The sequence below is a fragment of the Actinoallomurus acanthiterrae genome (genome assembly GCF_054775715.1).
Window position 1 is genome coordinate 4,372,936 of record NZ_BAAHCO010000001.1, and the last position, 12,921, is coordinate 4,385,856.

At 71.3% G+C, this 12,921-nt stretch carries 14 protein-coding genes; 8 read left to right on the top strand and 6 right to left on the bottom strand.

Features of this window, described 5'->3' with window-relative positions; translation table 11 throughout:
* The first annotated feature begins 2 nt into the window (after positions 1-2).
* Genes ACYVF7_RS21165 through ACYVF7_RS21185 form a run of 5 tightly spaced genes read left to right on the top strand, consistent with a single transcriptional unit; the run spans position 3 to position 4,395 of the window.
* Entirely contained in the window at positions 3-827 is an 825-nt protein-coding gene (locus tag ACYVF7_RS21165; protein ID WP_460343177.1) for a VWA domain-containing protein, read from the top strand.
* Positions 745-1,506 carry a hypothetical protein gene (locus ACYVF7_RS21170; protein ID WP_460343179.1) on the top strand — a complete coding sequence of 254 codons (762 nt, stop codon included), beginning with the start codon at positions 745-747 and terminating at the stop codon, positions 1,504-1,506. The genes ACYVF7_RS21165 and ACYVF7_RS21170 overlap by 83 nt, the downstream gene beginning before the upstream one ends.
* Positions 1,503-2,678, top strand: a complete 1,176-nt coding sequence (locus tag ACYVF7_RS21175; RefSeq protein ID WP_460343182.1) for a hypothetical protein — start codon at positions 1,503-1,505, stop codon at positions 2,676-2,678. Before ACYVF7_RS21170 ends, ACYVF7_RS21175 begins: the two co-directional genes overlap by 4 nt.
* Positions 2,675-4,033 carry an ABC transporter substrate-binding protein gene (locus ACYVF7_RS21180; RefSeq protein ID WP_460343185.1) on the top strand — a complete coding sequence of 453 codons (1,359 nt, stop codon included), beginning with the start codon at positions 2,675-2,677 and terminating at the stop codon, positions 4,031-4,033. Before ACYVF7_RS21175 ends, ACYVF7_RS21180 begins: the two co-directional genes overlap by 4 nt.
* Positions 4,034-4,053: 20 nt before the next feature.
* Positions 4,054-4,395, top strand: coding sequence for a CU044_2847 family protein (locus tag ACYVF7_RS21185; protein ID WP_460343188.1), 342 nt, complete (start codon positions 4,054-4,056; stop codon positions 4,393-4,395).
* An 81-nt stretch (positions 4,396-4,476) separates the two neighbouring features.
* Here the strand turns inward: ACYVF7_RS21185 and ACYVF7_RS21190 are convergent, their stop codons facing one another.
* Entirely contained in the window at positions 4,477-5,280 is an 804-nt protein-coding gene (locus tag ACYVF7_RS21190) for an SAM-dependent methyltransferase (RefSeq protein WP_460343191.1), read from the bottom strand.
* A gap of 290 nt (positions 5,281-5,570) precedes the next feature.
* On the opposite strand from ACYVF7_RS21190, the gene ACYVF7_RS21195 reads away from it, so the two are divergent.
* From ACYVF7_RS21195 to ACYVF7_RS21205, 3 genes are all read left to right on the top strand, one after another.
* Entirely contained in the window at positions 5,571-6,806 is a 1,236-nt protein-coding gene (locus ACYVF7_RS21195; protein WP_460343194.1) for an MFS transporter, read from the top strand.
* Positions 6,807-7,019: 213 nt separating this feature from the next.
* Entirely contained in the window at positions 7,020-7,661 is a 642-nt protein-coding gene (locus tag ACYVF7_RS21200; RefSeq protein WP_460358032.1) for a DUF485 domain-containing protein, read from the top strand.
* Positions 7,658-9,352: a solute symporter family protein gene (locus ACYVF7_RS21205; RefSeq protein ID WP_460343197.1), complete on the top strand. Its 1,695-nt coding sequence runs from the start codon at positions 7,658-7,660 to the stop codon at positions 9,350-9,352. The genes ACYVF7_RS21200 and ACYVF7_RS21205 overlap by 4 nt, the downstream gene beginning before the upstream one ends.
* A 28-nt stretch (positions 9,353-9,380) precedes the next feature.
* On the opposite strand, the gene ACYVF7_RS21210 is transcribed toward ACYVF7_RS21205, so the two are convergent.
* From ACYVF7_RS21210 to ACYVF7_RS21230, 5 genes are read right to left on the bottom strand one after another with little or no spacing between them, the layout of a single operon-like run.
* Positions 9,381-9,995, bottom strand: a complete 615-nt coding sequence (locus tag ACYVF7_RS21210) for a response regulator (protein WP_460343200.1) — start codon at positions 9,993-9,995, stop codon at positions 9,381-9,383.
* On the bottom strand, positions 9,992-10,957 hold the full coding sequence (locus ACYVF7_RS21215; protein WP_460343203.1) for a sensor histidine kinase: 966 nt from the start codon (positions 10,955-10,957) through the stop codon (positions 9,992-9,994). Before ACYVF7_RS21215 ends, ACYVF7_RS21210 begins: the two co-directional genes overlap by 4 nt.
* A 16-nt stretch (positions 10,958-10,973) precedes the next feature.
* Positions 10,974-11,195 (bottom strand): hypothetical protein, encoded by a 222-nt coding sequence (locus ACYVF7_RS21220; protein ID WP_460343206.1) that lies wholly within the window; start codon positions 11,193-11,195, stop codon positions 10,974-10,976.
* Between the two features lie 6 nt (positions 11,196-11,201).
* Positions 11,202-11,936: an ABC transporter permease gene (locus ACYVF7_RS21225; RefSeq protein WP_460343209.1), complete on the bottom strand. Its 735-nt coding sequence runs from the start codon at positions 11,934-11,936 to the stop codon at positions 11,202-11,204.
* A gap of 27 nt (positions 11,937-11,963) precedes the next feature.
* Complete coding sequence (locus ACYVF7_RS21230) at positions 11,964-12,869, bottom strand: ABC transporter ATP-binding protein (protein ID WP_460343212.1); 906 nt, start codon at positions 12,867-12,869, stop codon at positions 11,964-11,966.
* Positions 12,870-12,921 lie beyond the last annotated feature (52 nt).

The window sequence follows — 12,921 nt, forward strand, 5'->3', positions numbered from 1 at the left end:
CGATGAACGCGACATCCGCCTTCACCCTGGAGGTCAGCCAGAACCCCTGCCTGCCTCCGGATGGCGACGAGATGCACGTCATCCTGACGGTCACGGCCGAGGGCCTCGGCGCCTACACGCCGACGGTCGCCGAGGTCATCCTCGTCGACTCCTCCGGCTCGATGGCCGAACGCATCACCAGGACGCCCGCCGCGACGCGCACGAGCGACACGAGGATCGGGACCGCCGGGGATCACCCCAGAACCAAGATCGCCGCGGCGCGGCGGGCGAGCGCCGCCGCCATCGACGCGCTCCGTGACGGGGCACTCTTCGCGATCGTGGCCGGCACCCACCGGGCCGAGATGGTGTATCCGCCGCGGGCCGAACTCGCCGTCGCCACACCGGAGACCAGGGCCGCGGCCAAGAGGGCCGTGACCCGGATGACCGACCACGGTGGAACGGCGATCGGAACCTGGCTGACCCGTGCCCGCGCGCTGTTCGACACCCGGCCGGCGACGATCCGGCACGTCATCCTGCTGACCGACGGCCGCGACGAGAGCGAACGCCGGGCCGACCTCGACGCCGCGCTGACCGCCTGCGAGGGACGGTTCTCCTGCGATGCCCGGGGCATCGGCGACGGCTGGGCGTCGGACGAAGGCGCTGCTCATCGTCGATCGCCTCGGCGGCGCGGCCGACGCCGTACGCGACGGTTCCGAACTCGAAGCCGACTTCCGGGAGATGACCCGGACGGCGATGGGCAAGGCCGTGTCCGACGTGCGCGTCGTCGTACGGACGCTGCCGGACGCGGACGTGCGCCTGATGAAGCAGGTCCAGCCGACCGAGCGTGAGCTCATGGAGCAGAAGAACGTCGTCGACGACCGGACCGTGAGCTTCTCCACCGGTTCCTGGGGCGACGACAGCCGGGACTACCACCTGTGCGTCGGCGCGAATCCGGCCGGGCGCCGGATGGAGCGGGACATCCGGCTGGCCCAGGTCGACCTGGAGATCGACTGGGCGGGCGGGGCGGAGCCGGTACGGCACGGGACACCCGGGCTGGTTCTCGCGCGATGGACGACCGACGCGCTCCTCTCGTCGCGGATCGACCCGAAGGTCGGCCACTTCACCGAGCACGGGGTCCTCCGGGACATGGTGAACGCCGGGATCGACGCGTATGAGTCCGGCGACCTCGAACGGGCGGCCCGGGACCTGGGCCGCGCCGTCAAGCTCGCGTGGGAGCTGAACAACGAGAAGAACCTGCGCCGGCTGGAACACCTCGTGGACATCGTCGACGCCGCGAACGGAATCGTGCGGGTGAAGAAGGAGATCAGCCCCTTCGACCTGGAGAGCGCCCGCCTCGGCACCCATCACTGGAGCAGGAGCCCCGCGTCAGCCGGCTCCGCCTCCGCCGGCTCCGGTGCGGACGGAGACCGGCGGGTGGCGGTCGGACTCACCTGCGAGTGCGGCCGGATCGTACCCCCCGATACCGCCTACTGCCCCAAGTGCGGGGAAAAGTTGGACGCCCGGTGAGCCTCCCGAGCACGTCCCCTGAGACGCCGACCCGGCGGCCCCGGCGCGCGGAAGGGTCCGCGCGTGCGGCGCGGCCGCAGCCCAAGAGCACGACGCGCAGAACCCTCGTGCGGCTGCGGGCCGGCCTGCTCATCGCCACCGCCGCCGTACTCGTCTCCTCGGTCTGGGTGTCCCAGGGTGTGCACGCCACCGTGTCCGCCGTACGCGCCAAGACGGTGCCCGCGATCCTGGAGATCTCCAACGCGCAGGAGGCACTGGCCAAGGCCGACCAGGCGGCCGTCGCCGGCGTTCCCGGCGAGGCGCGGCTCACCACCCTGCCGGCCGGGAAGGACTTCGAGAACGAGATCGAGATCGCGAGCCTGAACCTCAACCAGGCGGCCGAGGACAACGCGGCCGGCGACGACGGCAGCCGTAACCTCCAACTGGCCCAGGGGCTACTCGTCGTCTACACCGACATGATCGGGCAGGCCGAGACCCACTACCGGCAGCGGAACGGCACTCTCGGCGCGACCTATCTCTGGAACGCCTCGCGTCTCCTCCACGAGGAGCCGAACGGGATCCTGGCCGTGCTCGGCACCATGCGGGGTCAGGAGGAGTCGGCGCTGCACGACCAGCTCGCATCCGGTGCGATGAGCGGCTGGGCGGTGGCCGTGTGGGTCGTTCCGCTGCTCGCGCTGTTCACGCTGCTGGCGGTGACCCACGTGTTCCTGCTCCGGCGCTTCCGCCGGACCCTGAACCTCGGAGTCGTCTGTGCCGTCGTGCCAGCGGTCGCCCTGACGGTGCTCACGTCGCTCAGCCTGGTCTCCCGGCATCAGCTCGTCCATGCGACGCACACCGCCCGGGACGTGGTGGCGGCCCGGCAGGCCGGGACACGGGCGGCCGACCGTACCGGACAGGGAGCACTGCGGACGCTGCTCGCCGGTGAGTGCGGCGATCTGACCAAGTGCGGCCCGACGGTCACGCAGGCGCTGAGCGGCTCGTCCGGCGACGCCGGGACCGGCGGCGGCATGCCCGCGTCCACCGATGGCAAGCGGGTCAACGACCGGTTGGCCGCCGCCGCGTCCGGAGGCGTCGGCTGGCTCTGGATCGCCTGTCTGGCCCTGCTCGCCGGCGCGGCCGTGGCCGCCGGTCTCTATCCGCGCATCAACGAGTACAGGTACCAGCGACGATGACACGACCCATGGTGCGGCTGCTCGCCGCGATCCTCATCGGACTGTCGGTGTTCACCGGCTGCGGATCCCTGCACTCGGGCGGCGAGGTCTCGGTCCTGGCGACGTGGACGGGTGCCGAAGAGAAGGCGTTCCGGCAGGTGCTGGACGCCTTCACCGACAAGACCGGCATCCACGTCACCTACCGGGGCACCCGCGCTCCGAATGACGCGCTCCTGTCCAACCTGCAACGCGGCACCCCGCCCGACGTCGCGATCCTGCCGAGCATCGGGCTGCTGACCCAGTACGCCCGCAGCGGCGACCTCCGCCCGCTGGACGGCGTGCTCACCGCGCAGGAGAAGAAGGAGTACGCCCCGGAATGGCTACGGCCGACGGGCGGCAAGACCTACATGGTCCCGATGAAGGTGAACTTCAAGAGCATGATCTGGTACGACCCCGCTCGGCTCTCGAACGCGACGCCGGGGATCTCGAACTGGCCGCCCGCGACCTGGAACGACCTGGTCGCCGACAGCCGCGCCCTCGCCGACCGCGGGACCACCCCGTGGTGCATGGGCATGGGAGACACCCCTTCCTCCGGCTGGCCCGGGACGGACTGGGTCGAGGACATCCTGCTGCACCAGTCCGGCGTCGCCGCCTACCAGGAGTTCGCCGCCGGAACCCTTCCGTGGACGTCGAACGAGGTCGATCGCGCCTGGACCACCTGGGGGCAGATCGTCACAGGGCGGAATCTCGTCCGCGGAGGTACGAAGGCGGCGATGCTGACGGACTTCGGCGACGCCGGCCAGGCGATGTTCGGCGACCCGCCGGGATGCCTCATCGAACACCAGCCCTCATTCATCGTCGGGAACTACCGGCAGGACAAGAAGGCGGGCGGCGGGATCCCGCAGGCCGAGAAGGACTACGACTTCTTCCCGTTCCCGCGGTTCTCCGGGAGCGGCGCGCAGAGGCAGCCGGTGGAGGTCTCCGCCGACCTCGCCGGGATGTTCAACGACACGTCGGGGGCGCGCAAACTCATCCGGTACCTGGCGTCGAGCGAGGCGCAGCGCATCTGGCCCGCGATCGACTACGGCAGCGCCTTCTCGGTGAACGACCAGGTTCCGCCGAGCGTCCACGGCGGTGACCGGATCGCGACCCGCATCGCCGAGATCATGCGCGGCGCCGGCGCGGTGTGCCCCGACGCCGCGGACCTCATGCCGCAGGCGATGAGCGACGCGTTCAACGGCGCGGCGCTGCAGTACCTGGCCGACCCGGGCCGCCTCCACGACCTGCTCACCGAGCTGGACCAGCAACGAACACTGACGCAGCGGACGACGCCTGATGAATGGCTGAAGGTCTCCTGCGTGCCGCGGACGCCCTGAAACGGAAACGGAGCCGGACAATGTCAGAGTGGGTGCGCTTCGACCTCGACGAAGAGGGGACCTCGGTGCTCGTCGAGGTCACCGCCGACGACCCCGGCCTGGAGCGCCTTTCCCGGCGCGGTGACGCCTTCGCCAAGGCGAAGGCGTCGTTCGAGGATTCGCTGGTCGGCGTCCGCGACGCGGCGTCGGCGGCCCTGCGGAGATTTCAGGGCATGGCGGTGCCGCCGGACGAGGTCGAAATCTCCTTCGGCGTGAAACTCAGCGTCGAGGGCACCGCGGTGATCGCCAAGAGCGGTCTCGAGGGCCAGCTCGAAGTCAAGATCAAATGGCAGCGGAAGGAATCGGAGACCGGCCCGGCCTGAGCCGGTCGGGCCACGGCTTGAGGCCCGGAAGCGCCTGTCGAGGTTACGGCTTGCGGCCGAGGCCCGGAGGCGCCGGTCGGGTTACGGCTTGCGGCCGACGCCTCCGTACAGCCAGCGGGTGGCCTCCGGGGCCGGGTCCGCGGGGTCGGGGTGCCAGGCGTCGATGGTGACCAGCCCGGGGTCGACGAGGTCGTACCCGTCGACGAAACGCGCGATCTGCGCGTGCTCGCGGAAGTAGATGGGTGTCGGCGTGGTCGCGTACACCCTCTCGATCTGGTCGACCGCGGCGGCCGACTGGCCGTCCCGGGTGACGTGGGTGAACGTGATGTGGCTGCCGGACGGCAGGGCGTCCCGCAGCGCGCCCATGACGGACGGCCGCTCCTCCTCAGTGAGGAAGTGCACCATGGCGATCAGGAGGACGCCGACCGGCTTGCTGAAGTCGATCAGTTTGGTGGTGTTCGGGTGCTCCAGCACCGAGGCGGGCTCGCGCATGTCGGCGGTCGCCACGGCGGTGTTGTCGTCGCGGGCGAGGAGGGCGCGGCCGTGCACCAGCACGACCGGGTCGTTGTCGACGTAGACGACCCGGGAGTCGGGCGCGATCTGCTGGGCGACCTCGTGGGTGTTGCCCGCGGTGGGCAGTCCGGAGCCGATGTCGATGAACTGCCGGATCCCCTGCCGGGCCATGTACCGGACCGCGCGCCGCAGGAAGGCGCGGTTCTCCCGGGCGAGCTGCCGGATCTCCGGCATCGCCTGGGCGACCCGCTCCACGGCGTCCCGGTCCACCTGGTAGTTGTCCTTACCGTCCAGGTAGTAGTCGTACATCCGCGCGACGCTCGGCTTGCCGGTGTCGATGCCGAGTGACGACGGGTCGACCTGTTCATCCACGAAAGTGGTCTCCATCCCTGCCTGACCGGTATGGCCTCCTAAGCGTAGAGCGAGTTTGTTACGTCCACCGACAAATCGGCATTCGGGCTGACCGTATCGGCGAGTCGCGGTCTCGTGACCGGGTCCGGCCGTAGGCGGCTGTCTCGGAGTGGCCCACGGTAAAGTGGCCGACGTGTTCTTCCCCCGTGTCTAGACACCGCCGCTGACCGCGCCTCGCCCGCTGCGGTCCTTCGGTGTCCCCTGACGCTCACGGCGCGGCTTCCGCGCGCCGTCATTCCGAGGAACATCCCGTGTCTTCGTCAACCCCTTCATACGCCGCCGTCCTGCGCGCTCCGTACGCTCGCCGCACCTTCGGTGCCGCGCTGCTGGGCCGCCTCTCGTACGGCATCGTCCCCCTGTCCCTGACGCTCGCGTCGGCCGGCGCGACCGGCTCGTACGCCACGGCGGGCACCGCCGTCGCCGGGTTCGCACTGGCCGTCTCGGTGCTGTCCCCGGCGCGGGCCCGGCTGATCGACCGGTACGGTCCGCGGCGCGCCCTGCCGCCGATGGCCTTGGCGTACGCGCTGCTGCTGGGCGCGCTGGCCCTCCTCACCGCGCGGCACGGCGTGCCCGCCACCCCGCTCGTGGTCCTGGCGCTCGCGGCCGGAGCGTTCCCGCCTCCGCTCGGCCCGGTCATGCGCACGCTCTGGAGCGACCTGGTGCCCGACCGGCGGCTGCTGCAGCGCGCCTACAGTCTCGACACCGTCGCGGAGGAACTGCTGTACGTCACCGGTCCGCTGCTGGCGGGCCTGATCGCCGCGCTCGCCGGCCCGGCCGCGGGCGTGGCCGTCAGCGCCGGGCTGGTCCTGGCCGGAACCTTCGCTCTCGTCTCCTCTCCGGCCGCCCGTTCCCGGGCCGGCGTGGCCGACGAGGTGGCGGACTCGGTCGAGAACGTCCCCACGCCGAAAGGCTCCTTCGGCGGGCTCGGCCGGCCGGTCGTCCTGTCGGCCGGGATCGGTGCGTGCCTGGGCGCGTTGGGCCTGCTCCTGGTCGCGTTCGCCGCGCGCCGTCACGAGGCGCCCGCGGCCGCGTGGGCCGAGGCCGCGCTCTCCGCCGGCAGCGCGGTCGGCGGCCTCGTGTACGGCTCGCGCTCCTGGCGGGTGCCGGCACGGGTACGGCTGCCGGCGCTGACCGCCGCGCTCGCGGCCTCGCTCGCGGTCGCGGGTGCGGCACCGGACCTGTACGCGCTGGCGGCGGTGGTCGGCGTCGCGGGGCTGTTCGTCGCCCCGGCGCTGACCACGGCGTACCTGCTCGCGGAGGAGTCCGCCGCTCCCGGCGCCCGTACGAGGGCCGGCGCGTGGGTCAACACCGCGTTCAACGCGGGCTCCTCGATCGGCATGGCGGCGGCCGGCCGGTTGATCGGCCCGCTGCCGCTCGAATGGTGCTTCGCGGCCGCGGCGGCGCCGCCCCTGATCCTGGCGCTCCTCGCGTTGACCCGGCGGGCTCGGGCCGAAGAACCGTTCCGGCGGCTCGCCGCCAAGAGCTGACCCGCGGGCGCGCCGGGGGCGCCGACGCGGTGGGCTCGCCCGGAAGAGGGGTGATCTCGGGCGATCACCCCCTTTCGGCGGTGCTCGCGCGGGATCCCGCGTTTTCCAAGCAGCAATTCCTGCGAAGTGGCGAATGCGAGCGGCCTCGGTCTGATCTCATTACGGAATGGGAGGACCACTCAGGGTCACGCCGAGCAGGGAGAGGGGTGTGTGGTGGTCACCGGGTCACGGCCATCGCCACGTCGCAGAACGGATCCGCGCGATCGCGCCCGATATGTCGCGATAAGGCAAGATGAGAGATTCGCCGTACTGAAAGGGAAATCTAGGAGATTAATCGTTCTGATCGTTTCGGTGTTCCTCGGGTGGTATTTCCTGTACGTCGTCGCGGCGGCGTTCGCCCGCGATCTCATGGCGTACCGGCTCGTGGGGAACATCAACGTCGCCCTCGTGTTCGGCGTGCTCCAGTTCGCCTCGGCGTTCGTGCTCGCCTGGCGCTACACCCGGTACGCCCGGCTGGTCCTCGATCCGCTGGCCGCCCAGATCGTCGCCGACGCGGAGGAACGCGTCGGCGAGGCGGTCCGCCGCCGGACGGGGGCCTCGCCCGCGCCGACGCCCCCGGCTGGATCGCCTGTGCCGTACGCCGGCCGCACGCGCCCCTACCTCGGTCCGACGCCTCCGGACGGGATGCACCCGGCCGTATCGCCCGCGTCGTTCGCCGACGGCAGGCGGCCCTACCTCGGTCCGACGCCCCCGGACGGGATGGTGCCGCCGCCTGATCCGGCCGCGCCGCCCGGGGCGGTCTCCCCGCCCTGGCCGGAGACGGCCGGCGGGCCCTGGACGGGAGGCGTGCGATGATCCTCGCCAGTGCGGGCTCCCTCGCGGGAGGCGGCCGGACCATCACGTTCGCCCTGTTCATCGGGCTGGTGTGCATCACCCTCGCCATCACGGTCTGGGCGCGGATGCACACCGACGGGGCCGTCGACTTCTATGCCGGCGGGCGCGTCTTCTCCGGCCCGCAGAACGGCCTGGCGCTCGCGGGCGACTACATGTCCGCGGCGTCCTTCCTCGGCATCGCCGGCATCATCTCGCTGTCCGGCTACGACGGCTTCCTGTACTCCATCGGGTTCCTGGTGGCCTGGCTGCCGGCCCTGCTGATCGTCGAGTTGATGCGCAACACCGGCCGCTTCACCATGGCCGACGTCCTGTCCCAGCGGGTGCGCCGGCAGTCCTCCGTGCGGATCGCCGCGTCGGTGTCCACCGTCACGGTCTCGGTGTTCTACCTCATCGCGCAGATGGTCGGGGCCGGGGCGCTCATCTCCCTGCTGCTCGGGGTGAAACCGGGGTCGACCTTCCTCGGCATGTCCGCCGGCGCGGCCGAGGTCATGACGATCGTCGTCGTCGGCGCGCTGATGATCTGCTACGTCATGTTCGGGGGGATGAAGGGCACCACCTGGGTCCAGATCGTCAAGGCCGCGCTGCTGATGTTCGGCGCGACCCTGATGACGTTCCTGGTCCTCGGCCGCTTCGGCTTCGACCTCAGTCACCTGCTCGGCGCGGCGGCCCGGTCCAGCGGCAAAGGGCACGCCTTCCTCGAACCCGGCCTGAAGTACGGCAAGGAGGTCGCGGGGCATTCCTCCCAGACGCTGTTCAACAAGCTCGACTTCGTGAGTCTGGCCCTCGCCCTCGTCCTCGGCACCGCCGGGCTGCCGCACATCGTCACCCGCTTCTACACGGTGCCGGACGCGCGCGCCGCCCGCACCTCGGTGAACTGGGCGATCGGCCTGGTCGGAGCGTTCTACCTGATGACGATCGCGCTGGGGTTCGGTGCGACCGCGCTGGTCGGACGCGCGCGGATCCTCGCGCACGACCCGGCGGGCAACACGGCGGCGCCGCTGCTCGCCCGCGAGCTCGGCCGGGACGTCGCGGGACGCATCGGCGGGGACATCATGCTGGCGTTCGTCGCCTCGGTGGCGTTCGCGACGATCCTGGCCGTGGTCGCCGGCCTGGTCATGGCCTCGGCCACCTCGCTCGCCCACGACTACTTCGGCAACGTGCTGATGCTGGGCCGGCCCCGGGAACAGCAGGAGGTGGCCGTGGCGCGGTTCGCGGCCTTCCTCATCGGCTCGATCGCCATCCTGCTGGCCGTCTTCGTCAAGAACCTCAACGTCGCGTTCCTGGTGGCGCTCGCCTTCGCCATGGCCGCCTCGGCGAACCTCCCCGCGATCGTGTTCGCCCTGTTCTGGCGGCGGTTCAACGCCGCGGGGATGGTCGCCGGCATCTACGGCGGGCTGGTCAGCGCGATCGTGCTCGTGATCTTTTCCCCGGTGGTGTCGGGGAAGGTCGACCCGGTGACCGGGCAGAGCCTGTCGCTGTTCCCCAAGGGCACCGACTTCCACTGGTTCCCGCTGGAGAATCCAGGTCTGGTGTCCATCCCGGTCGGGTTCCTGTGCGCCGTCGCAGGGACGTTCCTCAGCCGGGAGAAGACCGACCCGGAGGGCTTCGCGGCCCTGTCCGTGCGTTCCCTGACCGGAGCCGGCGCACACTGAGAGGACCGCGTACGGGTGTCCGCCGCCGTCAGGGAAGCAGGCCGCGTTTGTAGGCCTCGCCGACGGCGGCGGCCCGGTCGCGGACGCCGAGCTTGTCGTAGATGTGCAGCAGGTGAGTCTTGACGGTCGCCTCGCTGACGAACAGCCGCCGGGCCACCTCCCGGTTGGTGGTGCCGTCGGCGACGAGGGCGAGCACCTCGCGCTCACGCTTGCTGAGCGCGCCGGGGGAGGGGGCACGGACCCGGCCCATCAGGCGGCCCGCCACCGACGGGGACAGCACCGACTCGCCTCGGTGCGCCGCGCGGACCGCCCGGACCAGCTCCTCACGCGGCGCGTCCTTCAACAGGTAGCCGGTGGCGCCCGCCTCGATCGCGGGCAGCACATCGCTGTCGGTGTCGAAGGTGGTGAGGACGAGGACGCGCACGGCCGGGTGGGTGTCGCGGAGCCGGGCGATCGCCTCCACCCCGCCCATCTCCGGCATGCGCAGGTCCATGAGCACGACGTCGGCGTCGGCGGCCAGCACGATCGCCTCCGCGCCGTTGGCCGCCTCGCCGGTCACCTCGAAGTCCGGATCGCCGGCGAAGACGCCGCGCAGGCCGTCCCGGACGATCGGGTGGTCGTCGACGATCAGCAGACGGATCATGGTTGCGCTCCGGCGGGCAGGGCGGGGACGGTCGCGTTGATCGCGGTGCCCTCGCCGGGACTGCTCTCGATCTCCAGCTTCCCGGCCACCCGGAGCAGCCGCTGCCGCATCGAGGTCAGCCCGAAGCCTCCGTCGTTCCCGGCCGGGTCGAAGCCGGCCCCGTCGTCGCGGACGTCCAGCAGCACCACGTCGTCCAGGTAGGTCAGGGTGAGCCCGACCCGGGAGGCACCGGCGTGCTTGGCGACGTTCGTCAGCGCCTCCTGGGCGACGCGGAACAGCGCGACCTCCACCTCGGGGATCATCGGCTTGGGCTCGCCGGTCGTCTCGACGCCGACGGGGACTCCGGAGGTGCGGGACCAGCGTTCGCTCATCCCGGCGATGGCCTCCGGCAGTCGCGCCTCGTCCAGATGCGGTGGCCGCAGCGCCTCCACCGATCGGCGCGCCTCCGTGAGGTTCTCGCGGGCCAGGGCCTGCGCCTGGTCGGCGTACCGCCGCCACTCGGCGGGGTTCTGCCGCGCGGCCTCCAGCTGGGCGATGATCCCGGTGAAGCCCTGCGCCAGGGTGTCGTGGATCTCGCGGGCCATGCGCTGGCGTTCGTCGAGCACGCCCGCCTCGCGCGCCTGGGTCAGCAGCTGGGCGTGCAGCCCGGCGTTCTCCTCGAGCGCCGCCTCCCGCCGGGCGTTCGCCTCGGCCAGTTGGTCGATGGTCGCCCGCCGCTTCAACTCGAGGGCCAGGAACCCCACGGCGACGGCACCCGTGGCCGCGACGAAGATCAGGTAGATCGGGATCGTGGACGCGTTGAGGTCGTCGAAGCCGCCGACGTAGGTGACGGAGAGGACCGTCGCCGTCGCCATCATGCCGACCAGCTTCCAGCGCCCCTGCAGATAGGCCACCTGCGGATAGCCAGTCCAGGCGAAGAGGCCGAACAGCGGACTGCGCAGGATCATCACCGCGAACAGCACGATCAGGCCGGCGTAGTCAGACGGCCGGCCACGGCCTTGGCGTGGACGCGCCGGGCAGGGCGACGATCAGCAGCCAGACCGCGGCCGTCGCCGTCAGGCCCAGCGTCGTCCAGACCTGGACAGGCGTCTTCGCGTCGCCGATCAGGACGAGGATCGTGGAGACGACGAGTGCCCCGTACGGTACGACCCTGAGCAGGATCGCGTCTCGCCGGTCGAGGCCGTCGGGGCGTTCTCCCATCGTCTGTTACTCCCACCGGAAGAGCTTGGCGGCCACGAGCCCGGCGACGACCGCGTACGCGGCCATTATGGCGAACTGGGCGAGGCGCGGTTCGGTGCCCATCCAGGCGTCCCGCATCGTCTTCAGCGCCGCGCCGAGCGGGGTGTAGTCGCCGACGGCGCGCAGAGCGGCGGGCATCTGCTCACGTGGGATGTACACCCCTCCCAGGAAGAGGCTCGGGAAGAACAGCACCATGCCGATCGCGTTGCCCGCCTTGGCGCTCGGCGCGACGGCGGCGACGACGAGCCCGATCCCGAACAGCGCGCCCATGCCGAGGACGACCGCCGCGAGGAAGGCGGGGAACCGCTCGGGAACGTGCGTGCCGAAGAGCACGCGGGAGGCGACGATCATCATGACGACGGTGGCGATCCCCATGACGACGTAGAGGAGGAGCTGGGCGGCCAGCAGGTAGCCGGGGCGGACCGGGGTCGTGGCCATGCGCCGCAGCACGCCCTTCTCCCGGTACGAGGCGAGCGTGGCGGGCAGGATGGACAGGCCGAGCATCGTCAGCGCGATCCCGACGCCCAGCGCGGCCATGTACTCCGCGGTGGTCTGGCCGCCGAGGCTGTGCTGGGCCTTGTTCGCGCCAGGCATGTACCCGAACCCGAGCAGCAGCGCGAGCGGCAGCACCAGGACCAGCGCCGGCAGGATGATCTCGCGGGTGAAGAGCTTCAGCTCCATGGACGTGAGCTTGGCGAGCATTGGTGTGTCTCCTCGAGGCGAAGGGCGTCAGTTGATGGAGCGGCCGGTCAGGGCGACGAACGCGTCGTCCAGGCTGCTCTGCTCGACCCGCAGGTCGGCGGCGATGATCTGGTTGCGGGCCAGGACCGCGGTGACCGCCTGGAGGAGGCCGTCGGTGCCGGTCACGACGATCTGCCCGCCCGTCTTGGTCACGGTGAGGACCTCGGGCACGTCCTTGAGCAGCCGGTCGTCGAAGGGGACGGAGGGCCGGAACCGTACGCGCTGCTCGGGCGCGACCCGCGAGACCAGCCCGGCGGGCGTGTCGACGGCGACCACCCGGCCGGCGTCGATGACGGCGAGGCGGTCGCAGAGGTGCTCGGCCTCCTCCATGAAGTGGGTGACGAGCACGATCGTGACGCCCCGGTCCCGTACGCCCTCGATCAGCCGCCAGGTGTCGCGCCGCGCCTGCGGGTCCAGGCCGGTGGTGAGCTCGTCCAGGATCGCGACCTTCGGGTCGCCGACGAGCGCGAGGGCGATCGACACCCGCTGCTTCTGTCCCCCCGACAGACGGCGGAAGCGCGTCTCACGCTGGTCGGCGAGCCCGAGCTCCTCGATCAGCCGGTCGGTGTCGGCGGGCCGGGGGTAGAACGAGGCGTACAGCTCGAGGGCCTCACGGACCTTCATCCGGTCCGGCAGTTCGCTCGCCTGGAGCTGGACGCCGAGCCGCTTGGTGAGCTCGGCGCGGTCGCGGCGAGGGTCCAGCCCGAGCACCGACACGGCGCCGCGGTCGGGGGCGCGCAACCCCGCGACGCACTCGACGCTCGTGGTCTTGCCCGCGCCGTTCGGGCCCAGGATGCCGAAGATCTCGCCTTCGTCGACCGCGAAGGACACGTCCTCGACCGCGACCTTCGCTCCGTACCGCTTGTGCAGATTCCTGACGTCGATGACCGGCATGGCCTCTTCCTCGATTCGCGTGGTGACGGATTCGAGAATGGCCCGCGGCGGT

Excerpts from the sequence above, each read along its gene's own strand:
- ACYVF7_RS21230 (WP_460343212.1), bottom strand. The coding sequence starts at position 12,869 with ATGCCGGTCATCGACGTCAGGAATCTGCACAAGCGGTACGGAGCGAAG.
- ACYVF7_RS21165 (WP_460343177.1), top strand. The coding sequence starts at position 3 with ATGAACGCGACATCCGCCTTCACCCTGGAGGTCAGCCAGAACCCCTGC.
- ACYVF7_RS21185 (WP_460343188.1), top strand. The coding sequence starts at position 4,054 with ATGTCAGAGTGGGTGCGCTTCGACCTCGACGAAGAGGGGACCTCGGTG.
- ACYVF7_RS21205 (WP_460343197.1), top strand. The coding sequence starts at position 7,658 with ATGATCCTCGCCAGTGCGGGCTCCCTCGCGGGAGGCGGCCGGACCATC.
- ACYVF7_RS21210 (WP_460343200.1), bottom strand. The coding sequence starts at position 9,995 with ATGATCCGTCTGCTGATCGTCGACGACCACCCGATCGTCCGGGACGGC.
- ACYVF7_RS21225 (WP_460343209.1), bottom strand. The coding sequence starts at position 11,936 with ATGCTCGCCAAGCTCACGTCCATGGAGCTGAAGCTCTTCACCCGCGAG.
- ACYVF7_RS21180 (WP_460343185.1), top strand. The coding sequence starts at position 2,675 with ATGACACGACCCATGGTGCGGCTGCTCGCCGCGATCCTCATCGGACTG.
- ACYVF7_RS21220 (WP_460343206.1), bottom strand. The coding sequence starts at position 11,195 with ATGGGAGAACGCCCCGACGGCCTCGACCGGCGAGACGCGATCCTGCTC.